The 23,703-nt window shown below is 67.6% G+C and carries 20 protein-coding genes; 9 read left to right on the top strand and 11 right to left on the bottom strand.

The window, feature by feature from the left end:
* Positions 1-16: 16 nt before the first annotated feature.
* Positions 17-1,066: an alpha/beta fold hydrolase gene (locus ACQR1H_RS22735; protein ID WP_434908201.1), complete on the top strand. Its 1,050-nt coding sequence runs from the start codon at positions 17-19 to the stop codon at positions 1,064-1,066.
* 11 nt (positions 1,067-1,077) lie between these two features.
* Here ACQR1H_RS22735 and ACQR1H_RS22740 read toward each other — a convergent pair whose 3' ends face one another.
* Positions 1,078-1,650, bottom strand: coding sequence for a GNAT family N-acetyltransferase (locus ACQR1H_RS22740; protein ID WP_316181220.1), 573 nt, complete (start codon positions 1,648-1,650; stop codon positions 1,078-1,080).
* Between the two features lie 325 nt (positions 1,651-1,975).
* Between ACQR1H_RS22740 and ACQR1H_RS22745 the strand changes: the two genes are divergently transcribed.
* Both ACQR1H_RS22745 and ACQR1H_RS22750 read left to right on the top strand, forming a co-directional pair.
* Positions 1,976-3,490 (top strand): hypothetical protein, encoded by a 1,515-nt coding sequence (locus tag ACQR1H_RS22745; protein ID WP_434908202.1) that lies wholly within the window; start codon positions 1,976-1,978, stop codon positions 3,488-3,490.
* Positions 3,491-3,735: 245 nt separating this feature from the next.
* Entirely contained in the window at positions 3,736-5,289 is a 1,554-nt protein-coding gene (locus ACQR1H_RS22750; protein ID WP_434908203.1) for a hypothetical protein, read from the top strand.
* 19 nt (positions 5,290-5,308) lie between these two features.
* Here ACQR1H_RS22750 and ACQR1H_RS22755 read toward each other — a convergent pair whose 3' ends face one another.
* The 4 genes from ACQR1H_RS22755 to ACQR1H_RS22770 form a co-directional block, all read right to left on the bottom strand.
* Entirely contained in the window at positions 5,309-6,568 is a 1,260-nt protein-coding gene (locus tag ACQR1H_RS22755; protein ID WP_434908204.1) for an Hsp70 family protein, read from the bottom strand.
* 171 nt (positions 6,569-6,739) lie between these two features.
* Positions 6,740-7,363, bottom strand: a complete 624-nt coding sequence (prfH, locus tag ACQR1H_RS22760) for a peptide chain release factor H (RefSeq protein WP_434908205.1) — start codon at positions 7,361-7,363, stop codon at positions 6,740-6,742.
* Positions 7,360-8,499, bottom strand: a complete 1,140-nt coding sequence (locus ACQR1H_RS22765; RefSeq protein WP_434908206.1) for an RNA ligase RtcB family protein — start codon at positions 8,497-8,499, stop codon at positions 7,360-7,362. Before ACQR1H_RS22765 ends, prfH begins: the two co-directional genes overlap by 4 nt.
* 479 nt (positions 8,500-8,978) lie before the next feature.
* Positions 8,979-9,962 carry a phosphotransferase enzyme family protein gene (locus tag ACQR1H_RS22770; RefSeq protein ID WP_434908207.1) on the bottom strand — a complete coding sequence of 328 codons (984 nt, stop codon included), beginning with the start codon at positions 9,960-9,962 and terminating at the stop codon, positions 8,979-8,981.
* A gap of 846 nt (positions 9,963-10,808) precedes the next feature.
* Here ACQR1H_RS22770 and ACQR1H_RS22775 point away from each other — a divergent pair.
* Positions 10,809-12,038, top strand: a complete 1,230-nt coding sequence (locus ACQR1H_RS22775) for an APC family permease (protein WP_434908208.1) — start codon at positions 10,809-10,811, stop codon at positions 12,036-12,038.
* A 25-nt stretch (positions 12,039-12,063) separates the two neighbouring features.
* On the top strand, positions 12,064-13,341 hold the full coding sequence (locus ACQR1H_RS22780; protein WP_434908209.1) for an MgtC/SapB family protein: 1,278 nt from the start codon (positions 12,064-12,066) through the stop codon (positions 13,339-13,341).
* 11 nt (positions 13,342-13,352) lie between these two features.
* Here ACQR1H_RS22780 and ACQR1H_RS22785 read toward each other — a convergent pair whose 3' ends face one another.
* The 5 genes from ACQR1H_RS22785 to ACQR1H_RS22805 all read right to left on the bottom strand — a co-directional run bounded on the left by ACQR1H_RS22785 (position 13,353) and on the right by ACQR1H_RS22805 (position 19,248).
* The gene (locus ACQR1H_RS22785; RefSeq protein WP_434848163.1) at positions 13,353-15,314 is read right to left on the bottom strand and encodes a putative bifunctional diguanylate cyclase/phosphodiesterase; all 1,962 of its coding nucleotides are present in this window, start codon (positions 15,312-15,314) and stop codon (positions 13,353-13,355) included.
* A gap of 240 nt (positions 15,315-15,554) precedes the next feature.
* A complete protein-coding gene (locus ACQR1H_RS22790; protein WP_042340571.1) occupies positions 15,555-16,112 on the bottom strand; it encodes an HNH endonuclease in 558 nt (185 codons plus the stop codon).
* A gap of 232 nt (positions 16,113-16,344) precedes the next feature.
* Positions 16,345-17,319 carry a peptidyl-alpha-hydroxyglycine alpha-amidating lyase family protein gene (locus tag ACQR1H_RS22795; RefSeq protein ID WP_434908210.1) on the bottom strand — a complete coding sequence of 325 codons (975 nt, stop codon included), beginning with the start codon at positions 17,317-17,319 and terminating at the stop codon, positions 16,345-16,347.
* Between the two features lie 75 nt (positions 17,320-17,394).
* Complete coding sequence (locus ACQR1H_RS22800) at positions 17,395-18,486, bottom strand: DUF2855 family protein (protein WP_434908211.1); 1,092 nt, start codon at positions 18,484-18,486, stop codon at positions 17,395-17,397.
* Between the two features lie 108 nt (positions 18,487-18,594).
* On the bottom strand, positions 18,595-19,248 hold the full coding sequence (locus ACQR1H_RS22805; RefSeq protein ID WP_434890803.1) for a DNA-3-methyladenine glycosylase family protein: 654 nt from the start codon (positions 19,246-19,248) through the stop codon (positions 18,595-18,597).
* A gap of 121 nt (positions 19,249-19,369) precedes the next feature.
* Between ACQR1H_RS22805 and gluQRS the strand changes: the two genes are divergently transcribed.
* Together gluQRS and ACQR1H_RS22815 are read left to right on the top strand one after the other, a co-directional pair.
* On the top strand, positions 19,370-20,239 hold the full coding sequence (gene gluQRS, locus ACQR1H_RS22810) for a tRNA glutamyl-Q(34) synthetase GluQRS (protein ID WP_434908212.1): 870 nt from the start codon (positions 19,370-19,372) through the stop codon (positions 20,237-20,239).
* Between the two features lie 308 nt (positions 20,240-20,547).
* Positions 20,548-21,939: an ATP-binding protein gene (locus ACQR1H_RS22815; RefSeq protein WP_434890801.1), complete on the top strand. Its 1,392-nt coding sequence runs from the start codon at positions 20,548-20,550 to the stop codon at positions 21,937-21,939.
* Here the strand turns inward: ACQR1H_RS22815 and ACQR1H_RS22820 are convergent.
* Positions 21,866-22,759, bottom strand: coding sequence for a YihY/virulence factor BrkB family protein (locus ACQR1H_RS22820; protein ID WP_316217986.1), 894 nt, complete (start codon positions 22,757-22,759; stop codon positions 21,866-21,868). The genes ACQR1H_RS22815 and ACQR1H_RS22820 overlap by 74 nt on opposite strands.
* A 130-nt stretch (positions 22,760-22,889) precedes the next feature.
* On the opposite strand from ACQR1H_RS22820, the gene ACQR1H_RS22825 reads away from it, so the two are divergent.
* Positions 22,890-23,084 carry a twin transmembrane helix small protein gene (locus ACQR1H_RS22825; RefSeq protein WP_015664263.1) on the top strand — a complete coding sequence of 65 codons (195 nt, stop codon included), beginning with the start codon at positions 22,890-22,892 and terminating at the stop codon, positions 23,082-23,084.
* 45 nt (positions 23,085-23,129) lie between these two features.
* Complete coding sequence (locus ACQR1H_RS22830; RefSeq protein WP_315805679.1) at positions 23,130-23,702, top strand: cob(I)yrinic acid a,c-diamide adenosyltransferase; 573 nt, start codon at positions 23,130-23,132, stop codon at positions 23,700-23,702.
* Position 23,703: the final 1 nt, after the last annotated feature.

A 23,703-nucleotide genomic window follows, 5' to 3' on the forward strand; every position in this document is an offset into this window, starting at 1 on the left:
ACCAGGAGCCTCCGCCATGCCGACCGTTCTTCGCCCCAGCCGCCGCTGCTTCCTCACCCTTGCCGGAACCGCCGTTGCGGCCCTTCAACTCGGCTCCAGCGCTGGGCAGGCGCAGGGCTTCAAGTCGGCGTCGAAGCTGCCGGAGATCCGCCCGGGGGCGGGGACGTCGCTCGGACCGATCAAGCAGGTCACGGCCGGCCAGGTCAGCATCGGCTATGTCGAGACAGGTCCAGCCGATGGGCCCGTAATCATCCTGCTGCACGGCTGGCCGTACGACATCCACAGCTTCGCCGACGTCGCGCCGGCGCTGGCCGCGTTCGGCCATCGCGTCATCATTCCGCATCTGCGCGGCTACGGCACGACGCGGCTGCTGTCGCCGTCCGCGTTGCGCAGCGGCCAGCCGGTCGCCGTCGCCGCCGACATCGTCGCGCTGATGGACGCGCTTGCGATCAGGATCGCAACCCTCGCCGGCTACGACTGGGGAGCGCGCACCGCCAACATCATCGCGGCGCTGTGGCCGGAGCGGTGCAAGGCGATGGTCTCGGTCAGCGGCTATCTGATCGGCAGCCAGCAGGCCGGCCGCATGCCGCTGCCGCCGGCCGCCGAGCTGCAATGGTGGTATCAGTTCTACTTCGCGACCGAGCGCGGCCGCGAGGGCTACGACAAGAACCGGCGCGACTTCGCCAGGCTGATCTGGCAGACGGCCTCGCCGAAATGGACGTTCGACGACGCCACGTTCGCGCGCAGCGCCGCCGCCTTCGATAATCCCGATCACGTCGACATCGTCGTGCACAATTATCGCTGGCGGCTCGGCCTCGCGCAGGGCGAGGCGAAATACGATGCGCTGGAGGCGAAGCTCGCGACCTTTCCTGACATCAGCGTCCCCACCATCACGATGGAGGGCGATGCCAACGGCGCGCCGCATCCGGCGCCAGAAGCCTATGCCAGGAAGTTCACCGGCCGCTACGAACACCGGCTGATCACTGGCGGCATCGGCCACAACCTGCCGCAGGAGGCGCCGCAGGCGTTTGCGCAGGCGGTGCTTGACGTGACGGCGAGCGCGTAGCGCCGACGATCTCAGGCGGGAGCGCGTTGCTTTTCTTGGCGTTGCAGCCACGTCTCGCGCCGCACGATCCATTGCTCGGAGCGGGTCTCGCCATTGTGGTGCGCGACCTCGATGAAGCCGACGAACTCGGCGCCCGTCTTCTGCTTGACCCGCCGTGACGCGATGTTGCTCGCGACGTTGCAGACGGTGAACTGATCGAGGCCGAGCGGACCGAAGGCGAAGTCGTTCACGGCGGCGACCGCCTCGCTCATCAGCCCGCGATTCCAATAGGGCTCGGCGAGCCAGAAGCCGCGATGGCCCTTCGTCGATTCCATGCGCGGCCGGAAGTGAATGTTGCCGATGGCCTCGCCGTCACCGTCGCGCAGCGCCAGCACCCATTGATACAGCTCCTCGCCGGCCGCGATCCTGTCGAGCTGCAGCCTCACGAAGGTCTCGGCGCCGTCGGGAGGATAGGGCCACGGAACGACGGCTGCGAGGTTGCGGATGACGTTCCAGTTGTCGAACCCACGCTGGATCGCCGGCGCATCGGCGAGCGACAGCGGCCGCAGGATCAGACGGGCGGTCTGCAACGTGGGCGAGAGCATGACGCCATGTTGTCGTTTACCAAGCTCGTCCGCAAGCCGGGGTTGCTCCGCCGCCCGACCCGCATGTCACTGATAATGCGCATCGGGCGTCGCCATTAAGGTTGCCAGGAACTTTCACGCCCGTGCTGGAGCCCGATACTTCCACAACGTTGCATTGCAGTGCATGAATTCGGGCACACGCAACCTGCGCGACTGCAGCGTGCGTACAACCGTCGCAGGAAACTGTGCCGGCTCGGGCTCAGGGTTGCGCCCGAACGTCAACCATTCGTCTGCCGCGAGATCATCACGCAGATCTTGGGCGGGCGCGATTCGGGGTGTCGTGGACATGAAGCGCAAAGCGGCGGATCGTCAGTTACGTCGTCTGCAGGCGGAGCAGAGCTTCGATCCACGCACATGGCGCGATCGGCAGCTCGGCCGTGCCGTTCCGTTCTACGGCTCGGAGCTGTTCCAGCTCGGCTGCCCGCCGCTGGCGTCGTTCATCGCCGCGTTCCTCGGCTGTCTGATGACCCTGCATCTGAGTGCAACCGGGCTGTCGCCGCTGATTGCCTCGGCCGCGGCGGCTTTGCTGCTGTGCGCCTCGCTGATCCTGACACGGACCGCGGATCTGGTGCCGAGCACGTTCTTCTCGTCGGCCTATGGCGGCAGCTTCGTCGGCATGACTCCGGTGGCGCTGTTGAACGCAAGCGTCATTCGCGCCGGCCTGCCGCTCGACGCCGCCTTCGTGCTGCTCTCGCTGTTCTGTGGACTGGCGTTCTGTCTGGGCTGTGCGCTCGACATGTGGCTGCGTGGCGGGCTCGCGCGCGGCTATGGCGGACGACTGGGCGCGCTGGCGGCGGTCGCTTCGTTCCTGTTCGTCGGTCTCGCGCCGCTGCTCGGCACCGAGGGCGAGCTGTTTCCGATCGCGCGCCGCGGCGTGCTGGAGCAGGGGCTCGGCAGCACCGCGCTCACCTTCGCGTTGTGCGCGGTCGGCATGCTGGCGACGATGGCCGCCTTGCGCTGGGCGCCCGTGGCAGGGTCGCGCCGCGCGGTACGCATCTTCGTTGCGGCGTCGGTGGCCTTTGCCGGCCTCGTGGTGTTGCAGCTTCTGCCCAGCGGGGCCCCTGATCTCGACGCCTATTCTGCCGGCTGCTTCGTCGGCATGTCGTCGTCGCGGCGGCTGCGCAGCCTGCCGCAGGCGATGGCTGCGGCGGTGCTGCTGACGGGCCTGTTGATCCTCACCGGTCCCATCCTGCCGAGCGTCGGCGGCAGCCTCGGATACATCGCCTTCGTCTCGGTCATCTTCGTGGATGCTGCGGTTCGTCTGTTCGTCGAGGCAGGGGAATCGCCGTGGCAGACCGTCCTCGCCTGGACGCGGGGACTCGTCGCCACACTCGCCATTTTCGCGGTGCTGCTCGCCAGCGAGCTGATGTTTCAGCCGCCGGTGGCGGAGCCCAACGGTCCGTTCGTGAACGCGGACAAAGCCGCCGCGCCGGTGCGGACCACGATGCCCTTACACGACGAGGATCGGCGCGATGGCGCGGCGTTCGGCGAGCCGGCCTCGGCCGCTGACACAGCGCCGGATCTGCCGCTTCAGATCCTGAATCCGGAGGGCGCCAATCCGCTCGCCCTGCGGCCCTCGAGTGAGCCGGCCCAGGAGTCCGCGTCGCCCGCGTCTGCAGAGCCGTCCCGGCGGATCGGTCGCGATGGTCGGCCGGCGGGCGTCCTGGCTGCGCGGCTGAAGCGCCAACAGACACGGGTGGTGCCGCACGCGACGACCCGACAGCACGTCATGGCCCGCCATGAGGTGCAGCAGCCCGTGCCGGAGTGGCGACCTGATCCGTCGACGTTGGCGGGCCCCTGACGGGCCGCGAGCATTTTTGCGGCCATAACCCGACTCGGCCATACCTCCGCACGCGTTTTGCCATGTTTTCACTGCATCGTGCACACAGCGGTGCTTAGCGGATGATGCAGGCCCGTCCGGCTCTTGTCTTCTGCTCGTACGTCAGGACGCAAACGACGTGGGATCTTTCGCCCGCATCGCGGCTGTCGTTCGGCGTCAGGAGGAGGTGAGGGCCGAGCCGATCCACATTTGGGGGCGGTTCGCAGATGCAGCAGGCCTTTGATGGTGCGCCATACCGGACGGGCCTGCCGGTCCTGTTCCAGCCGCGTCCTCAGCCGCGGCGTTCTGATCTCCCTGTTGCGCTTGTCGTGGCCTTCGCCGGCGCCTTTCTCGGTTGTCTTGCCACGCTGCATCTGAACGCGCTGGGCCTGTCGCCCGCGCTCGCCTCGGCGGCGGTGACGGTCGTGCTGTGCGCAGGCCTGGTCGTCGCGTCTCCGGACAACCTCGCCGCGACCACGTTTTCGTCCTCGGTCTATGGCGGCAGCTTCAGCGGCATGACTCCGATCGGACAGCTCAGCGAAAGCGTCGCTCGTACCGGATTGCCACAGGAGGCATCGCTCTATCTGCTGTCGATATCCTGCGGCCTGCTGTTCTGCATCTTCACTGCGATCGAAACCCGGCGGCGCGTCGTGCTGTTGCAGGGCTATGGTGGTCGGCTCGGCGTGTTGGCTGCGATCGGATCGCTGCTATTCGTCACGCTCGGGCCGTGGCTCGCCGGACAAGGCGGATCGCTCCGTCTGGGGCATCTGAATCAATTCGACCAGGAGCTCGGTGGCTCGCTCGCGATCCTTGCGGCCTGTCTCGCCGGGACGTTCCTGACCATGGTCATGCAACGGCTTCCGCACGTCGCAGAGTCGGGGCGGGCAGCCCGCACCTTCGTCTCGGCCACGCTGGCGTTTGCCGGAATGGCGGTCATGCGAGGGCTCTGGTCCGACGAACGCTGTCTCGTCGATGCCTATTATGCCGGATGTTTTCTCGGGATGTCTTCGCCGCAGCGGCTGTCAGGCCGGTTGCAGCCGATCGTGGCCGCGCTGACGCTCACCGTGGTTCTGGTCCAGGCTTCGACGGTTCTGCCCCTGGTCGGCGGCAGCCTCGGCCTTGCGGCGTTCATTGCGGTGGCCGGCGTCGACCTGGCTTGGCGGACGGGTGGCGCGATGTCCGTTCCCCCATCCACGAAGCTCGCGCTTGGCCGAAGCCTGGCCGTCGCCGTGACGGCGGCGGGGTTTCTGCTGCCGAGCCATGTTTCTCACGGGCTGGCCGACGAGACGGCCGGCGTGGTCCTGTACGAGCCGGATCCGGCCGACACTCCTTCTGCTGCGGTCCAACCTGAAAGGCAGATCGTGGACGCCGTTCCGGACGCAGGCTCGCCGGCGCCGGTCGGGCCTGCCGTGGACCTCGATCCGGCCCCCGCCGCCGTCACCAAGGCCGAGGTCATTGCGATTGACGCCGCGCCCCTCGCAGTCGCTGCTCCCGCGGTCGGCGAGGCCCCGGCACCGCCGGTGCGCGCAGAACAGACTCGGACCCGGCGGACGAGTCGCACCGTGCCAGGCTATTCGCTGCCGCCTCGGACGGATTCGGGACCCTGGGGCATCATCCGCAGCGGCGATCCCGGGCGGACCGGCGCGGCTGATGCCCGTCCGGTTCGCGCGAAACCCGCCGCTGTCCGTGCCGTCGTCCCGACATCGGCGGCGCCGCGCGCCCAGCTTCAGAACGCACCGAAGAAGCCGGCGCGGGCGGCCGCGACGGTCTCCCCCGATTGAGCCATTCCTGAAATTGGCGTCAGCCGAACTTGCGCCGCGCGTCGAGCGCGAGCCCGATGCCGACGCTGCCGAGCAGGTCGGTCTCGGCGATGCGCGCCGCCGGAAACAGCGCCAGGATGGCCTGACGCAGCGCCGGCACCATGCTCGAGCCGCCGGTGAGGAAGATGGTGTTGATGGCAGCAGCCTCGACGCCGGCATCGTCGAGCAGCTTCGTCACCGTGCCGACGACGCGCTCGACGGAATCGGCGATGGCGCGGTCGAAATCCTTGCGCGTGAACTTGATGCGCGCCCAGTCGTCCTTCTCCGACAGCACCGAGGTCAGCGACTTCGCCGCGGTCAGCGCGATCTTGGCCTGCTCGACGCCGATCGCGAGCGTATGGCCGCGATGCTCCTCCACCACCTTGATGAAGCGGTCGACCAGATCGCGCCGCTCGGCCTCGTAGCGGATCTGGCGCAGCTCGCCGATCACGCCTCCCTTGTAGAGCTGGTTGATGCGGTGCCAAGTGGCGAGCTCGTGGTAGTACAGCGTCGGCAAATTGCGCTTGCCGTCGGCGGTCAGGCTGCCATAGCCGAGATGCGGCATCACGCTCTTCAGACTGAGCAGCCGGTCGAAATCGGTGCCGCCGATATGGATGCCGCCATTGGCGAGGATGTCGTCCTCGCGATGCGCCTTGCTGCGCCGCTCAGGCGAGACGCGCACGATCGAGAAATCCGAGGTGCCGCCGCCGATGTCGACGATCAGCACCAGCTCTTCGTGCGCGACCTGCTGCTCGTAGTCGAGCGCGGCGGCGATCGGCTCATATTGGAACGCGATGTGTTTGAAACCCTGGTCGCGCGCGATTCCCTCCAGCGAGCTCTGCGCTTCCGCGTCGGCCGCATCATCCTTGTCGACGAAGCGGACGGGACGGCCGAGCACGACCTGGTTGATCTCCCTGCCGAGCCTCTTCTCGATCTGCGTCTTCAGATGCGCGAAGAAGAAGCCGAGGATGCCGGCAAACGGCACCGCCTTCTGCCGGATATAGGTCTTCTCGTGAATCAGCGCGGTGCCGAGGATGCTCTTCAGCGCGCGCATGAAGCGGCCGTCGTGGCCGGTCAGATAGCGCTCGATCGCGTTGCGCCCGAACTGGATGCCGTGATCCTCGAAATCGAAGAACATCGCGCTCGGCAAGGTCCGCTGCTCGCCCTCCAGGGGGATGAGCTGGGCTGAGGCATGATCGCTGAGGCCGACGGTGGTGTTCGAAGTGCCGAAGTCGATGCCACAATGGGCCGCTGCCGCCATGCTCGTCTCGTTTCCGTCCGGGGGGCGGTCCGCTTAGCCGTTCGGCGGCGCGATGTCATCCGCCAATATGCGGAGCGGCGCGCATGGCGGTCGTCTGGCGGAGAGATGACTGTGCATCCCTGCCTGTCGAAGGTGCAGTCGGGGGCTCTCACGCCCCCGGCTGTCCGGTGATCATCCCGCCGGCCTGAACGCCGGTCCCTCGAAGCGCAGCCCGGCTGCGCCACGTTCGACGCTGTCATGCGCCGCGTGGATGAGGCGCGCCTCGCCGGCGTCCGCCAGGCGCGCGCGGCCGTCCAGCAGTGCAGCGAGACGCGCGAGCGCCAGCGCCTTGTTGCGATGCTGCGAGCGGCCGTCGCGCGCGATCGCGACCAGCCCCGTCGGCACGTGAACCGCGCGCACCGCGCTCTCGGTCTTGTTCTGGTGCTGGCCGCCGGGCCCGCCGGCACGAAAGCTTTCGAACCGGACGTCGGTGGCCGCCAACGCCGCCAGCCGCTCCGACAGGGGCAGATCGGCGATGCCGACGAACCAGTTCTTGCGGCCGTGATGCGGCCGCAGCGGACTGCGGCACACCCAGAGCAGCGAGCCCTGCGTCCAGCGCCGCGCGAGGTCAGACGCCGCCGGCCCGTCCAGCACGACGATCGCGCTGGCCGGCCCATGCCGGTCGGTCTGCTCTCGCGCGATCGCGCATGCGCAGTCCGCCGCCTCGGCCTCGTTGGCGAGCCGCTGAAGCGCATGCGCCACCGCGAGCCGGCATTCGGCGGGACCGCGCCCCGCCGTGAGGAGCAGCCGTCTCATCGACGGTCCTCCTTGCGCGGCCGCTCGACGGCGATCTTCTTCACCGTCACCAGCGGGCGGAAGCTGGCGACGACGCGCGCGAGCCCGAATGCTTCGAGATCGGCGATCACGCCGGCGATCGGCTTGTAGGCCTCCGGTGCCTCCTCGGCGAGCAGCGCGCGGTCCTCGCAGATCACGCGGCCGCCGAACGGATTGCGCGCGAGACGCTCGCGATCCGATCGCGTGGCGCCGACACGGCCGATCATCGATGACCGGTCGAACTTGCGACCGGCGCCATGGGCGATCGACCACAACGCCTCGTTTGGCGCTGACGCGAGCGGCGCGACCAGATAGGATAGCGCGCCGCGCGAGCCCGGCACGACGACGGGCCCCTGGTCGGACGGCGCCGCGCCTTTCCGGTGCAGCACGCCGTCTGCGCGGTGCTCGATGCAATTGTGCGAGCACGCGCAGACCGGATCGGCCTCACAGCGCAAGGCCGTCGCGGCCCGCTGCGCGATGATCTGCCGGTTCAGCGACGCCCAGCGCAGCGCGTGGTCATGCGCGGCCAGATAGGCCTGACCGGCTTCGCTGTCGGGGGCGAGCGGCTTCAGCCCGTCCGCGACGTGCCGTTCGAGCAGCGCGTGGCCGAGGCCGCGCGAGCCCGAATGCACCAGCAGATGCGCGCGGTCGCGATCGATGCCGCAGCACGGATCGAACACCTCCTCGACCGCCTGCAGCTCGCAGAAATGATTGCCGCCGCCGATCGTGCCGAGCGAGGCATCGAAGTCGGACGGTGCCAGCTCACATCTCGCGAGCTCGCTTGCGATGTCGCCGTCATAGGGTGTGGCGACGTCGCGCAGCCGGTCGGCCGCCTTGTCGACGCGGATGCGGCGCGACGCGAGGTCGAGCGCGAACAGCGCCATGCCGCAGCCCGCGTCGGAGCCGACGAAGGCCGGGTGGATATGGTCGGCGAGAATGGCGCAGCCGACCGGGCCGAACTTGCCGGGATGCAGGTCCGGCATGCCGGCGACGGCACGCACGCCGGAGATGGCAGCCACCGTTTCGAGCTGGCGCACGGCGGCGCCCTCGATCCAGGAGCTGGACGAGTAGTAACCGTGAATCGGCGCACGGCCGTCCACGCGATGGGAATTGCCCATGGGAGTACCTTGGAGACAGACAGGGAGATATGGTCAGGGATGATCAGCGCGCGCGAAGGCGCACGCAGGCCGCTCCACACCTCGCCTCACGCGAGGATCAGGCCCGGCGGCTCCTGGCGGAGCAACGGATGATCGCAGTCATCGTCTTTCTCCAATCGGCGGAGCGGAATGCTCGACGCCGGTGGCGTACTAATCACATCGTTCGTGGTTTGACAATGCGTCTGATGAGTTGATCTGCTGGCTGTGGCGGACGCGACACGGCAACCGCCGCAGCGATCAGAACAACGTCAGGAAATCGATGCGTCGACGATGACCTTGTCGAAGGACGGTGGCGGATCGATTACCGGGAGCACCCCATGCGACGGAAGCGCTGCGACCTGAGCGACATGTCCGCCACGCAGCCGATGATGCCGAGCCGGCGTACCCGAACGATCGTATCAGTCATGGTTCAAAGTCTCCCATGCTGCCGTCGGTCAAGCTCATATAAGGCGTGCCCCCAGCTGCTGCGCCTCCCAGCCTTCAAGGAATTCACGCTGCTGCGTGATCCAGCGGACCGGCTCGCTGCCCCACTCGCGCGAGCGGCTGGCCTGTTCGCCCATCAGCCAGATGTGCCTGACGATCACGAAGGCATGCGCGGCCTCGAAATCCGCCGCCGAGATCGGGCGGACCGATCGATAGCCGTCGACGAAAGCATGCCACGCCGCGTGAAAGCGCCGACCGAACGACAGCTTGGCCCACAGGAACACAGCCAGGTCATAGGCCAGATAGCCGCGGCCGCTATCGTCGAAATCGAAGAAGACGGCCTCGCCAGCGGCGCCGATACGCGCATTGAAGCCATGGCAGTCGCCGTGACAATGCGTCCACGCCAGGCCTTGCATCGCCTCGATTCCGGCGGCTGTTCGCGCACAGACCTCCTGAAGAAAGCCGCCGTCGTCGGATCCGATGGTGCGACAGAGATTCTCAACGCGCGCGAGCGGCCGGTGCAACAGATGGTCGAGGTCCAGCCGGTAGAGCGGCGCTTCCGGCTGATAAGACATCGCCGCATCGTGGACTCTCGCAAGCGTGACGCCGTTGGCGTGAGCATCGGATTGCGAGGCGACGTCCGGCATTCGTCCATCGATTGCGGGAAACAGCACGCCTTCCCGTCGGCCTTCCGCCGCCTCGCCGCGCACGAACAGGTTGCCGTCGCGCGCCGGAACGGCCGCGGCTACGGGCACGCCGCAGCGCGCCAGATGCGCGAGAAAGTCGGTTTCGGTGCGGACATCGGCCGCGCCTCGGGCGCGGTGATGCGACAGCCGAAAGGCGTAGCGGTCGCCGCTCGCGGTCGTGACAAGATAGACGTCGTTGAAACCGCGATTCACCATTCGGCACGCGAGCGGCTCTGATAGCACGTAGTGATGGGCCACGAAGCGTCCGATGCTCTCGGCGCTGGTTGTCGTGTAGAGCGGCTCGAATTCGGGCACAGTGCCTGTTCCGGAATGATGCGATGTTGTGGCATCCTAAGCCGCTGCGGCTCGCGGTGGAAGGCGGCGAACGCGCGTGTGATGGAGTCGCTCAGGCGTATTCAGGTCGTGCGGGGCTGCCCGCCGGCCAAATCAGTCAATGTTTCGCGCGCAATCGGCCGACATTGTCCAGAGCCTCGACGAAAAAGATTCTTGTTTCTTGTTTTCGGAATTTGTGGTCATCTATCGCCATCCCGCCTCATGCAGAGGGGCGTACGCGTCGTCACGATACGCTGGGGTGGGGAGTGGTGGCCGTTGCGATGTCGGGCGCGTTCGCGCGCAGACGACTGACGCCGTGACGGACGGTCAAGCCGTGTGGTCCTGGCGCCCCGACGCTGGCGTCAAGTCTGCTGCGACATGACGTGTCGTGCGGATGACGGGGGCAAACAAGCCGGTCCCCGGGGAGAGCGCGGAGCAGCCGTGAAAACCATCGCGCGGGGAAGGCCGGGTCGATCCGGCTGTACCTGTGGTTCCTGCCCCGTGCATTTTCTCCGCACGGGGGCCACGGGCCTCAGCCGAGGCTCGGTCTTCCCTGCACCCTCTCGATTGCAGAGAGGGAGTTCTATCAGCACGGCTCGGGCGGATTGCGCCGCGAGAGCGCAGACGCGTGTCTCGGCAGACGCATGTAGCACGAACGCGACTGGGCGCCGGTGCGTCGGCGACCCGCGTTGCGCTGACAGGCGGTCGAATGCTGCAGCCCAGCGGATCTCGCGCAGGTCCCGGTTGACCGAGATCAACAGGGCTCGCGCTTGCTCCCTTAAGCCCCTACAACTCTGTTGTTCGTCGTGATCAGGAATGGAATTCGTGGTGCCGCAAGATCCAATCGTGCCTGCGTCCGGCTTGCGGCGTCGGCTCGGACTGCCGTTGCTCGTGCTCTACGGTACGGGCGTGACCGTCGGAGCCGGCATCTACGTCCTGATCGGCGCGGTCGCCGGCCATGCGGGCATCCATTCCTCCTGGGCGTTTGCGCTGGCGGCGTTCGTAATGACGTTCACCGCCGCCTCCTATGCCGAGCTTGCGACCCGCTATCCCGTGAGCGCCGGCGAGGCCGCCTATGTCCGCGCGGCCTTCAAGTCGCGGCTGTTGTCGACCGCGGTCGGCACGCTGCGGCTCGCCACCGGCATCATTGCCGCGGCCGCGGTGACGCTCGGCGGTGCCGGCTACATCCGGCAGCTCATCGACCTGCCGACGCCGTTGATCGCGATGGCGATCGTGGTCGCGCTCGGCATGGTGGCGTCCTGGGGCATTCTCGAATCGGTGATGCTCGCCGGACTGCTGACCCTGATCGAGACCGGCGGCCTGCTGTGGATCATCGTCTCGGCCGTCCACTCCGGCGTCGCGTTCGGCCCGGCCTTGCTGATCCCGCCGCCGCTCGAGCTCGGCGTTCTCTCCGGCATTACCTTCGCCGGCCTGCTGGCGTTCTTCGCCTTCGTCGGCTTCGAGGACCTCGCCAACGTCGTGGAAGAGGCCAAGCGCCCGCAGCGCAACATTCCGTGGGCGATGGCGCTGACGCTGCTGATCACCTCCGCGCTCTATGTGCTGATTGCCGCGATCGCGGTGACCGCCGTGCCGCCGGGCGTGCTGTCGGCCTCGCCGGCGCCGCTCAGCCTGGTGTTCAATGCCGTCGCCGGCATCAGTCCGGCCACCTTCAATGCGATCGCGATCGTGTCCACGCTCAACACCATTCTCGCCCAGATGACGATGACGGCCCGCGTCGTCTACGGCATGGCGGGGCAGGGCGACCTGCCGCGCATCGCCGGCCGGGTCGATCCCCGCACCGGAACGCCGCTGATCGCAACCGGCCTCGTCATGCTGGCGGTCGCGATCCTGGCGCTGGCCTTCCCGCTCGAGCGGCTGGCCGAGGGCACCTCGCTCGCGACGCTGACGATCTTTGCCATCGTCAACCTGTGCCTGCTGCGGATTCGCATCCGGCGCATCGGGTCGGATGCTCCCCATGTCAGGGTGCCGCTATGGATTCCCGCACTCGGTCTCATCACATGTCTGCTGATGATCGTCAGCGCATTCGTCGCGCCGTGAACAGGTGTGATTCAGGACGATGGCGATGCCGGATGTCATGAGCCTCAGTCCCGAGATCGTCGCGATCGTGGTCGCACTCGGCATCGGATTGCTGATCGGTCTCGAGCGCGAGCGCCGCAAGGGCGAGGGACCCGCTCGCTCGCCCGCGGGGTTGCGCACCTTTGCGGTGGCGTCGCTGGCCGGCGCGATCGGCATGCTGATCGGCGGCAAGCTGCTGCTGGCCGTCGTCACCGCTGGAATCATGGTCCTGACGGCGATCGCCTATTGGCGCTCGCGCAGCGACGATCCGGGACTGACCTCGGAGGCGGCGCTGATCCTGACCGTCCTGCTCGGCGGCCTCGCCACCGAGCGTCCCGCGCTGGCGGCCGGCGTCGCCGTCGTGCTGGCGGTGCTGCTCGCGGCGCGGCCGATGCTGCACGATTTCGTCCGTTCGGTGCTCAGCGAGAGCGAGCTCAAGGACGGCCTGATCTTTGCCGCGGCGACGCTGGTCGTGCTGCCCCTGCTTCCGGATCAGCCGATCGGTCCGTTCGGGGCGCTCAACCTGCGCGGCATCTGGACGCTCGTGGTGCTGATGATGGCCATCGGCGCCGCCGGGCATATCTCGATGCGTCTGCTCGGCGCCCGCGGCGGGCTCGCGGTGTCCGGCTTCGCCTCGGGCTTCGTCTCCAGCACCGCCACGATCGGCGCGATGGGCGCGCGGGCGCGCAAGGCTCCGGAACTTGGCGGTGCCGCCGCCGCGGGCGCGGCATTGTCGACGGTGGCGACCATCGCCCAGCTCGCCGCGGTGCTGGCCGTCACCAGCCTGCCGGCATTGCACGCGCTGCTGATTCCGCTGCTCTGTGCCGGCGCGGCGGCGGCGATCTACGGTGGGATCTTCACGATCGTCGGGCTGCGCCAGAGCGGCGCCGCCGACCTGCCGACGGGGCGCGCCTTCAGCCTGCCGGGCGCGCTGCTGCTGGCGCTGACGATCTCGGCGGTGCTGGTGCTCTCGGCCGCGTTGCGCGAGGCGTTCGGCGAAGCCGGCCTGGTGGCGAGCGCCGCCGTCGCCGGCCTGGTCGATACCCATGCGCCGGCGGTGGCCGCGGCCACGCTCGCCGCGTCGGGCAAGATCGGCGCCGCCGATGCCGTGGCGCCGGTGCTGGCGGCGCTGTCGGCGAACACGATCAGCAAGATCGTGGTGGCGTGGACCAGCGGCGGATCGTCCTTCGCCCTTCGCCTCGTTCCCGGACTCATCCTCGTGATTGCCGCCGCATGGGCCGGCGCCTTCGGTCCGGGCCTTGCGCAGATGCTGGTCCTTCCGTGAGCGCGCCGCGCCTACGCGCTGCGCGGCAAGGGCTCGACCGCGGCAGCAGCACCGCTGCGATGCTGGACGAGCCACGCGATCGCGTCGTCCTCCTTCATCGGCTTGCCATACAGCCAGCCCTGTCCGTAGGAGCAGCCGAGCATGCGAAGGCACTCGGCATCCTGTTCGCTCTCGACGCCCTCGGCGATCATGCGGTGGCCGAGCGGCAGCGCCACCGCGGTGATCGCGGCGACGAGCTGCTGGTCCCGTCGGTTGCCGGCGATGCCGTGGATGAAGGAGCGGTCGATCTTGATGGTGTCGATCTCGACCGCCATCAGGTTGGCGATCGAGGAATGGCCGACGCCGAAATCGTCGATCGCAAGACCGAAGCCATATTGGTCGATCAGCTTCAATTCGTCGGCGCAGCGCCTGGGATCGAACATCGCCTCTTCGGTCACCTCGATCTCGATCCGGTGCGGATCGACGCCGTAGCGCTCGGAGACGGTCTTCAGGGTCTGCGCCGGCGAGTGAAGCGGGAATTCGCGCGGCGAGACGTTGATCGACACCCGGATGCCGTGCGCCTTCTTGCGGTCGAGCGCGCGCAGGAACGCGCAGACGCGCTCGCCCACGAACTCCGTGAGCTGGCCCGACAGGCGCAACCGGATCGCCGCGGACACGATGTCCGGCGGCGGGATCAATCCGGCGCTCGGATGCTTCCAGCGCAGCAGCGCCTCGAAGCCGATGACCTCCTGGGTCGCCATCGCCACCTGAGGCTGGAATTCGACGTGGAGCTCACGGCGGGCCAGCGCCGCCGGCAGCTCGGCGTCGAGCCGGCGCTGCAGTGTCAGCTCGGACTGCATCTTGGCGTCGAACACGCGCATGCAGGCGCGGCCGTCGTCCTTGGCGCGGTAGAGCGCGACGTCGGCGCGGGCGGAGAGCTCTTCCAGATCGATCGGGCCTTCCGCTTGCGTCGCGATGCCGATCGAGCAGCTGACGGGCAGCAACTGGCCCGCGATCGCGAGCGGCTGCGCGAGGGCGGCCATCAGCCATTCGGCAAGTGCGACGGATCGGCTCGCCACATCGTCGCCCTGCATGACGACGACGAACTCGTCGCCGCCCAGGCGGACCGGCAGATCCTCGCCGCGGCAGGCGGATTGCAGCAGCGCGGCGATGGCCTGAATGACACGGTCGCCGGCATCGTGGCCGCGCGCGTCGTTGATGGTCTTGAAGTTGTCGACGTCGATCAGGAGGAATGCGACCCCGCGTCCGGAACGGCACGCCGCGGCGGCCACGGTGCGGAAGTGACTGCGATTGGCGAGCCCGGTGAGCGAGTCCGTGCGAACCAGACGCTCCAGGGCGTGATTGGCCTCGGCCACCGACTCCGCGAGAACCGTCGCCTCGATGGCGGTATTCTGGCTCGCGATGAAGTTGCGCTCGCCGAGCCGCGAGGCGCGGAACAGCATGAAGGTCAGGAACGCGACGTCGGCCGCGACGACGTAGTCGACGTCGCTGCCCGAGATCAGCATCCGCAGCACGGTCGCGCCCATCAGTGGCGCGCCGAAGGCGATCGCCATCGGCGAATAAGCGAGACTCTGGATGATGGCGCCGGTGGTGGTGCCGGCCATGATGAAGACGACGTCGTTGACGTTGTGCGCGCGGGAGAAGGCCGGCAGCGCGATCGGGACGATCGCCCACAGCACGCCGCTGGCGAAGGCCATGATGGTGAGATTGCGCAGCACGCGCTGTGCATCGCGCTCGATCCGTCCGGATGCCTTCAGGTACGACACCCATCCGGCGCGGAATGCGGCGAAAACGATGGCGGCGCCCAGCCAGCCGAAGATGAGGGTGCCGCCCTCCCTGAGATACAGCAGCAGCGCCAGCGAGGTTGCGATCGCCACGTTGGCAAACAGGGTCAGGGAAATGTTCTGCAGCGAGCTCGCCGCCTGGGCTTTCGCGAGCGCCGCCGCCTTGCACTCGGGGATTGCGGTCTGCATGCGCGGAACGGACAGCCTGCTCGAACAATGACGGAAGCGGGCAGCCATGATGGGGCCCACGCGGCAACGCGCGATCATGCTGAACAGGGGCCTAAGGCGGGGTTAATCCAGTCCATTATACCGCCGGACGGCCGCGCCATTCGGCCAGCGGATCGGGCGGCGGGGCATGCGCGGGCAACAGCCAAAGCGTCGCCGCGCCCAGGGCGACGGCCGCACCAGCTCCGACGACGTGCCGATCTGCTACGGATCGAGCTCGGTGTCCCAATAGAGATAGTCGAGCCAGCTATCATGCAGGTAGTTCGGCGGGAACAGCCGGCCGTTGCGATGGAGCTGGTGGACGGTCGGCGCATAGGGCGCCTGCTTGGGGAACATCTTGGCCTGCTGCGGCGTCAGATTGCCCTTGCGCAGATTGCAGGGCGAGCAGGCGGCGACGACGTTCTCCCAGGTGGTCTGGCCGCCCTTGCTGCGGGGAATGACGTGATCGAAGGTCAGGTCGTCGCCGGAGTGGCAGTACTGGCAGGCGAAACGGTCGCGGAGGAAGACGTTGAAGCGGGTGAAGGCCGGATGCGTCGACGGCTTCACGAAGGATTTCAGCGAAACCACGCTGGGCAGCTGGATCTCGAAGGATGGACTTCGGATCGCGCGGTCGTAGTACTCGACGATATTGACGCGATCGAGGAACACCGCCTTGATCGCGTCCTGCCACGACCAGAGAGACAGCGGGTAATAACTCAGCGGCCGGAAGTCCGCGTTCAGCACCAACACCGGCCAACCGCCTTGCGAGACATGTGCGTTCAAGTAACGCTCCTGGCCTCCATAACGGCTGCGAAGCAGCATGCCCTGACATACTACATGCAGCGTGACGGGATTGTGAAGCCCCAAGAATGGCTTGACACATGGTTTGACCTGGCTTCTCCCGCCTTTCGAGCTGCGGTCAAAGCGCGTCAGAACCGTGGCAGAGCGCTCAGCCGCTGCACTGCAAATCAGTTGCATGTCCTCGGCCGGGGCCAGCATCCGCTGGTGGCCAAGGTCAGCCAGGGACGCGCTCCAGCTTCTGCAGACAGCGATGGATCCTGACCTCGTCCGGCATCGGCCGGTCCGGAAAGCTCGTGCTCCAATTGGTGACGCCGACCTCGCCGACATAGATGTCGCCGCGGCTGTCGATCGCGAGGCCGTGCGGCGCCAGGAAACGCCCGGTTTCCAGGCCCGGGCCATGCTCGCCGCCGAGCCGGGCGATGCGCCGGCCGGTGGCGTCGGTGATGGTCAGCCGCGGTCCGAGGTTGGGAACGTTGAGGTTGACCGGCATGCCCGGACCGAGCTCGCCGATGATGAAGGTCTTGCGCCCGGCGCCGCAGGCGCACAGCGCGCAGGGCCGATGCAGATTGTTCCACTGCGTCTCGTAGCGGCCGTCGCCGTCGAAGATCTGGATGCGGTGGTTCTCGCGGTCCGCGACATAGACGAAGCCGTCGGCATCGGTCGCAATGTTGTGAACGATGTTGAACTGGCCGGAATCGGAGCCGGGCTCGCCCCAACTGCGGATTAGCCGGCCGTCGGGTGTGTATTTGTGGACCCGTGCATTGCCGTAGCCGTCGGACACGTAGATCTCGCCGGATGGCGACAGCGCGGTGTGGGTGCAGCGGTTGAATGGTTCGCCGCTCATGAAGGGCGTCGGACGCTCCTGCAGGCCGATCGTCAGCAGCACCTTGCCCTCGGGCGTGCATTTGCGCACGGTGTGGTCGCCGTCGTCGGTGCAGTAGAGATTATCGTCCGCGTCGATCGACAGGCCGTGGGCGCGGCTGAACAGCCCCTCGCCAAAACTCCTGATGAAATTGCCGTCGCGGTCGAACACGATCATCGGATGGGCGCCGCGATTGAAGGCGTAGACGCGGTCCTTGCTGTCGACGGCAACCGAGGCGACGTCGGTCAGCGCCCAGCCGTCGGGCAGCCTGGCCCAGCCCTTGACGACGCGATAGCTGTGCTCGCCGGAGCCGAGAGTGATGGACATGAAGCAGCCTCCGGGAATTCGCCTGATCTGAGCTGCCGCAAGGCTACACGCGACCGGCACCCGGCGGAAAGCGCCTCATGCCGTCATTGTCAGCATGTGCCCCTGATCTGGCGGAATGCGTCCTTGCAGCGTGTCGAGATAGATCCGCTGCACCGCGTCGGGACCGCGTCCATCTACGATCGTCAGCCAGCCGTCGAGCCGCGGCGCAAAGTCCTGCCACGCCGCGCCGAGCCGCTTTTCGATGCCGCCGGGTCCCCATTCCCTGGCGCGCTTCCTGATCTGGTCGGGCGCGAAGAACCAGGTGGGCCGGGCACCGGGAAGCGCGTCTGCGTCGTCGATGACGTCCTGATGCGTCAGGCCGATGCGGCCGGAATAGACCAGGTTGTCGCCGTAGCGTCGATGCAGCGCGGCGCGCAGACTGGCATTGCCGGCCATGTCGACGAAGGCCGCGCTCGTCCCCGCGTCGAGCATGTCGATCGCATCGTAGGTCACCACCTCGTCATAGCAGCCGAGCGAGCGGACGAAGGTTGCATTCGATGGGGAGGTCAGCCCGATCACGCGGATGCCCTTGCGCTGGGTATGCAGCAGGTGGGCGAGTCCGAACGCGGTCTTGCTCGAGGCCGAGGACAGGATCACGGTGGTTGCGCCGAAATGGGCATGTTCGGCGAGGAAGTCGTCGACCAGGAACGACAGCATGAACAGCGGGCGCAACAGCGCCTGGTAGTCGCCTTGCCGTCCGGCAAAGGCGGGATCGTCGCCCACCCGTGCATAGGCGTTGTAGACCGGCGCGACGCCCTGGCGGTGTGCGGCCGCGTCGCGCAGGCCGCGCTTGCCGACGTCGGCGGCCTCGATCACGAGATGCGTCGCCATCGGAAAGTAGCCGAACAGGCGCTCGCCTTTGGCGACGGCAGGATGGCGGGACGCCACCACGTCGCCGAAGCCCCACACGGGAATGATGCCGAAGCCGCCGGGCGCTGGAAACAGTTGCCAATACTTCAACTGCTCGCCGAGCAGCGCGTAGGTGATGTTGTTGGCGGTGAAGGCGAAGCGGTCGACCTTCACCAGCAGCGCCTGGGCGGCAAGCGCGTCGCCATCGGGAAGCTCGGTGACGATGGTCCTGCACTGCTGCAGGTCGCTGCGCGCGACGATGAAATCGGACGATTGCATGCTGAAGACCTCGGCCCGTCGTTGCTGTGCGTCGTGGTGCGATCCTGGCCGACATCGATGACCGTTTTGCAACCCCAACTTTGTTTGAAACGGCGTTCACCGAAGTTGTTAGTTCGCCGGCGTGATGACGCCCTCGCGTTTCTTGAGCACGCGGTAATAGCTCCACCACAGATGCGCGGCCGCGCCGCGCAGCGGCCGCCAGCCTTCTGCAAGCGGCATCATCTGCTTCGCCGTCGGCCGCGTCGCAAGGCCGAGCCCGACCTTGACGGCCTCCTGCACGGCGAGGTCGCCGGCCGGCCAGGCGTCGCCGTGACCCAGACAGAACAGCAGATAGACGTCCGCGGTCCACGGTCCGATGCCGGGCAGGGCCGTCAGCCTCGCGTGCGCGGCATCGGCATCCTCATTGGCCAGTACATCGAGGTTGAGCCGTTCCGCGGCAAGCTCGCGCGCGATGTGCTTCAGCGTCTTGATCTTGGCGGCCGAGAGCCCGAGCCGGCCCAGCCGGTCGGCACGGGCGCGGCGGATCGCGTCGGCATCGAACGGATCGAACGCCGCCTGCAGCCGGCCCCAGATCGCCGCCGCGCTGGCGGTCGACAATTGCTGGCCGCAGACAATGTGCGCGATCCCGGCAAAGCCCGGCTCCCGCCGCCGCAACGCCGGCATGCCGGTGGCGGCGAGGATCGGAGCGAGGCGGTTGTCCTGCTTCACCAGCTCGCGGACCGCGTCCTCGAGAATGTCCTGGCTGTCGAGATGGAGGGTCATGTGTCTAAAGCTTTCTGCGTCGTCATGCGCGGGCTTGACCCGCGCATCCATCTCGGATCGAACGTAATTGAAGGATGATTGTCGGATCGCGCCAGCTCAAGTCCGGCAATGACAAGATGTCATGCCACCCGTTTTCCGATTTGCCCCCAGTCCGAATGGCTATCTGCATCTCGGCCACGCTTATTCGGCGCTGTTGAACGTCCGATGCGCGCAGCAGAGCGGCGGCCGCTTGCTGCTGCGCATCGAGGACATTGACCCCACCCGGTGCCGGCCGGAGTTCGAGCAGGCGATCTATGAAGACCTCGCCTGGCTCGGCATCACCTGGGAGCAGCCGGTGCGGCGGCAATCGGAGCACCTTGCCGAGTACCGCGCTGCGCTGGAGCGGCTGCAGGGTATGGGGCTCGTCTATCCGAGCTTCGAGAGCCGGGCCGAGATCGCGCGGCTGATCGCGCAACGGGATGCGGACGGGGCCTGGCCGCGCGACCCCGACGGGGCGCCGCTCTATCCGGGGACGGCGACCTCGCTTTCCGAAGCGCGACGTGCGGGGCTGATGGCCGGTGGCGTGCCCTATGCCTTGCGGCTGGACATGGCCGCGGCGATCGCGCGCGTGGGCCGGCTGGCCTGGGACGAGCAGGGCGCCGGGCCTTCGGGCGAGAGCGGCAGGGTCGAAGCAAGGCCGGAGGCGTGGGGGGATGTGGTTCTGGCGCGCAAGGAGACACCGACCAGCTATCACCTTTCCGTCGTGATCGACGACGCCCTGCAAGGGGTGACCGAGGTGGTGCGCGGCCAGGACCTGTTTCATGCCACCAGCGTCCACCGGCTGCTGCAGGTCCTGCTCGGCCTGCCGGCGCCGGCCTATCGGCATCACCAACTGATTCGCGACGCACAGGGCCACAAGCTGTCCAAGTCCACCCAGGCGACGGGATTGCGCGCCTTGCGCGCGGAAGGCGTCTCGCCGGCGGAAATCCGACACAGGATCGGCATGGTCTAGCCGCGTCCTGCCGCAAGCCCGATGTCTTCCCACGTTTCCGGCGGGGACAACCTCCGGGGCATCGTGACACCCGGAAACGACCGTGCCATGCTGCTCGATGGCGCGGGTAATCGGGAGCTTCAATCGAAAGCGGCACGACGAGACATGACAGTAGAAGTGCCCCTTCGTTTTTCGGAGTTCATGTCACAGGGGCCATGATGAAGCGCGTTCGGAAAATGAGTACGGGGCGCCGGGCCCGACCGGCCAAGCCTGCTGCGCCCAGGCCCGCCGCGGCGTCGAGGCCGGCCGGTGGAAAGACGCCCTCTGGAATGGCGCCGTCGAAGGTCCCGTCCAAAGCAGGGAAGCCGAAGACGCCCGCCGCGAAGGCGCCGCCGGCCAGGGAGCGCGCCAAGGCGCGACCGCTCAAGAAGCACGTTCCTCAGGTCACGGCGATGGCGGGGAGCCGGCGCAGCGCGGCCAAGGCCGGATCAGCCAAACCTGGATCAGCCAAGCCCGTCTCGGCGAAAGGGGCGGCGTTCGCGCCTGGCGGACCAGGTGCGGGAGTCGTCGAAGCCGCCTTGGCGGTGTTCGCCCACGAGGTCCGCACGCCGCTGACAGGCATTCTCGCCATCAGCGACCTGCTCGCCACATCCGAACTCGGCGAGCGCGAGCGGCGCTGGGTCGACACCATCAAGGCCGGCGCGGAGCATCTGTCGAGCCTGGCGACCCTGTTCGTCGATGCCGCCAAGCAGGAGACCGCGGGGACGCTGCTGCGCGAGGATCTGTTCGACCTGCGCGTGCTGGCGCGCGCCGCCGGGGACTCGCTGTCCGGCCGCGCCGCCGCCAAGGGGCTGGAGGCCAAGGTCCGTGTCTCCGACGATTTGCCGGGGCTCGTCGTCGGTGACCCCGTGCGGCTACGCGCCGCACTCGAAAATCTGATCGATAATGCGGTGAAGTTCACCGAGCAGGGGGGCGTGGCGCTGGACATCGCGCTGGCCGGCAAGGCCGGGCGCGGCAGGCCGATCAGGCGCGCCGCCAAGGGCAAGGTCGCGGTCGCCTTCCGTGTTTCCGATTCCGGCATCGGCCTGACCCTGCAGGAGATCAAGCGGCTGTTCCGCCCGTTCAGCCAGGCCAATGTCTCGATCGCCTCGCGCTTCGGGGGCGCCGGCCTCGGCCTGTCCTCGGTTCGGCAAATCGCGCGCGCCATGGGCGGCGACGTCGCGGTGGCGCCGCATGAAGGCGGCGGCACGACCTTCACGCTGACCGTGGCGCTGACCGTGGCGGCCGCGCCGCACACCACGGCGGGCGGCTCGGAAGATGGCGTCACCCTGGGGCCGACGCGGCCCTTGCGCATCCTCGGCGTCGAGGACAATCCGTTCGGCCGCGTGGTGCTCAACACGATCCTCAACGAGCTCGGCCACCAGGCGGAGTTCATCGGCCGCGGCGAGGCCGCACCGGAGCGGATCATGGCCGGCAGCTACGATGCGGTGCTGATGGACATGGTGCTGCCCGGCATCAATGGTGTCGAGGCGATTGCCCGTATCCGCAAGCTGGATGCGCCCCACGGCACGATCCCGATCATTGGCGTCTCCGGACGCGGCGAGGACGAGGCGGCCTCGCGCGCCGCCGGCGCCGACGCGTTCCTGCTCAAGCCCGTTTCGCCGCGGGCACTAGCGACTGCGCTTCTTGGAGCGACACGCCGCGCGGCAGCCGCGACTTGATGATCGAGGCGTTCAACTCGCCGCCATACACGAAGATCGCGGCGATGAAATACAGGAACACCAGCGCGATGATCACCGATGCGAGCCCCGCATACATCGTGACGTAGTTGTTGGCGAACCGCGCCAGATACTGGCCGAACACGATGCCCGACACCAGCGAGGCGACGAAGGTGAAGACGATGCCGGGCATGATCTGCATGAAGCTGCGCCGGCCCGCCGGCAGCCAGGCATGCAGGATGAACAGCGCCACGATCAGCGCGCTGATGGTGATGCCGTAGCGCGACAGGTTGACGAAGCGCTCGTTGGCTTCGACCGCAAGCGGCAGGTAGCGCCGGGCGGTGGCCAGCATCAGCGGCCCGAGCACGATCAGGAACGACATCGCCAGCGCCGTGATCGCGGCGACCAGGGTGTAGCCGATCGATTCCAGCCGCAGCCAGTACCAGCGGCGCTGCTCGATCACGCCATAGGCGCGGTTGAGCGCGACCCGCAGCGCCTCGACGCCGTTCGAGGCGAAATAGACCGCGAGCACGGCGCCGATGGTCAGCGCGTCGGTCCGGGTCGTGGTCAGCACGTCGTGGATCTCGCCGGTCAGCGCATCCGCGACCTGGGCCGGCCAGGTCTGCAGCATCAGGGTGGCAGCCTGGTCGGCCAGATCCTTGGAGCCGAGAAAGCCGGCGAGCGAGGTCAGGACGATCAGAAACGGAAACAGCGCCATCAGGGTTGACAGCGCGATATGGCTGGCGATCGCCCAGCCGTCGTCGGCGAGGAAGGTGTAGAACGCGTCCATGACGACGTGGAAGATGTAGCGAAGCGCCTTCACCTGTTCCTGCACTCCGCGAAACGATGTGATTTGTACAATCCGATATTACGGGCCCAAAAGCCAGAAGTTGCAGCCCCTGGCGGTCCGATCCGGCATGGCGCTCCTGCGTCTGCGGTGTTATCTAGCCCGAATGGCTTCACTTCTCGGTAAATTCATCCTTCCCATCGCCGTCGGCGCGGTCGCGCTGGTGCTGTTTCTCGGCCTCGTCAACATGACGCGGGGCGGCTCGCCCAACCTGTCGCAGAAGCTGATGCGCTGGCGGGTGATCCTGCAGTTCGTCGCGGTCGTCATTGCCATGGCGGCGATCTGGGCGATGGGGCGCTGAGACCGAGACGCCGAGGCGTCGAGAAACGGACGTTGAGAACGCAGCATGGTGGTCCTGAATCGCATCTACACGCGGACCGGTGACGACGGCACGACCGCGCTCGGCAATGGCGAGCGGCGTCCCAAATACGATCTACGCGTCTCCGCCTATGGAACCGTGGACGAGACCAACGCCGCGATCGGCGTGGTCCGGCTGCATCTGGCTGATGCGCCCGAAATCGATGCGATGCTCGGCCTGATCCAGAACGATCTGTTCGACCTCGGCGCCGATCTCGCGGTGCCGCAGCGCGAGGGCAAGGCCGAGCGGCTGCGCGTGGTCGCCAGCCAGGTCGACCGTCTGGAGCGCGACATCGACACACTGAACGAGCGGCTCGCGCCATTGACCTCGTTCGTGCTGCCCGGAGGGACCGCGGCGGCGGCGCATCTGCATGTGGCGCGTACCATTTGCCGCAGGGCGGAACGGATCATGACGGAACTCGCCGGCAAGCCGGACGAGCCGGTCAGCGAGGCTGCCATTCGTTATATGAACCGGCTGTCGGATTTCCTGTTCGTCGCCAGCAGGGCGGCGAACCGGAACGGCGCCGGCGACGTGTTGTGGGTGCCGGGGCAAAACCGTTAAC

Source organism: Bradyrhizobium sp. HKCCYLRH2015 (assembly GCF_051168215.1).
GTDB lineage: Bacteria > Pseudomonadota > Alphaproteobacteria > Rhizobiales > Xanthobacteraceae > Bradyrhizobium.

What these genes read in the sequence shown, in the direction of transcription:
- ACQR1H_RS22735 (WP_434908201.1), top strand. Translation starts at nt 17, where the DNA reads ATGCCGACCGTTCTTCGCCCCAGCCGCCGCTGCTTCCTCACCCTTGCC.
- ACQR1H_RS22740 (WP_316181220.1), bottom strand. Translation starts at nt 1,650, where the DNA reads ATGCTCTCGCCCACGTTGCAGACCGCCCGTCTGATCCTGCGGCCGCTG.
- ACQR1H_RS22745 (WP_434908202.1), top strand. Translation starts at nt 1,976, where the DNA reads ATGAAGCGCAAAGCGGCGGATCGTCAGTTACGTCGTCTGCAGGCGGAG.
- ACQR1H_RS22750 (WP_434908203.1), top strand. Translation starts at nt 3,736, where the DNA reads ATGCAGCAGGCCTTTGATGGTGCGCCATACCGGACGGGCCTGCCGGTC.
- ACQR1H_RS22755 (WP_434908204.1), bottom strand. Translation starts at nt 6,568, where the DNA reads ATGGCGGCAGCGGCCCATTGTGGCATCGACTTCGGCACTTCGAACACC.
- prfH (WP_434908205.1), bottom strand. Translation starts at nt 7,363, where the DNA reads ATGAGACGGCTGCTCCTCACGGCGGGGCGCGGTCCCGCCGAATGCCGG.
- ACQR1H_RS22765 (WP_434908206.1), bottom strand. Translation starts at nt 8,499, where the DNA reads ATGGGCAATTCCCATCGCGTGGACGGCCGTGCGCCGATTCACGGTTAC.
- ACQR1H_RS22780 (WP_434908209.1), top strand. Translation starts at nt 12,064, where the DNA reads ATGCCGGATGTCATGAGCCTCAGTCCCGAGATCGTCGCGATCGTGGTC.
- ACQR1H_RS22785 (WP_434848163.1), bottom strand. Translation starts at nt 15,314, where the DNA reads ATGCAGACCGCAATCCCCGAGTGCAAGGCGGCGGCGCTCGCGAAAGCC.
- ACQR1H_RS22795 (WP_434908210.1), bottom strand. Translation starts at nt 17,319, where the DNA reads ATGTCCATCACTCTCGGCTCCGGCGAGCACAGCTATCGCGTCGTCAAG.
- ACQR1H_RS22800 (WP_434908211.1), bottom strand. Translation starts at nt 18,486, where the DNA reads ATGCAATCGTCCGATTTCATCGTCGCGCGCAGCGACCTGCAGCAGTGC.
- ACQR1H_RS22805 (WP_434890803.1), bottom strand. Translation starts at nt 19,248, where the DNA reads ATGACCCTCCATCTCGACAGCCAGGACATTCTCGAGGACGCGGTCCGC.
- gluQRS (WP_434908212.1), top strand. Translation starts at nt 19,370, where the DNA reads ATGCCACCCGTTTTCCGATTTGCCCCCAGTCCGAATGGCTATCTGCAT.
- ACQR1H_RS22815 (WP_434890801.1), top strand. Translation starts at nt 20,548, where the DNA reads ATGGCGCCGTCGAAGGTCCCGTCCAAAGCAGGGAAGCCGAAGACGCCC.
- ACQR1H_RS22825 (WP_015664263.1), top strand. Translation starts at nt 22,890, where the DNA reads ATGGCTTCACTTCTCGGTAAATTCATCCTTCCCATCGCCGTCGGCGCG.
- ACQR1H_RS22830 (WP_315805679.1), top strand. Translation starts at nt 23,130, where the DNA reads ATGGTGGTCCTGAATCGCATCTACACGCGGACCGGTGACGACGGCACG.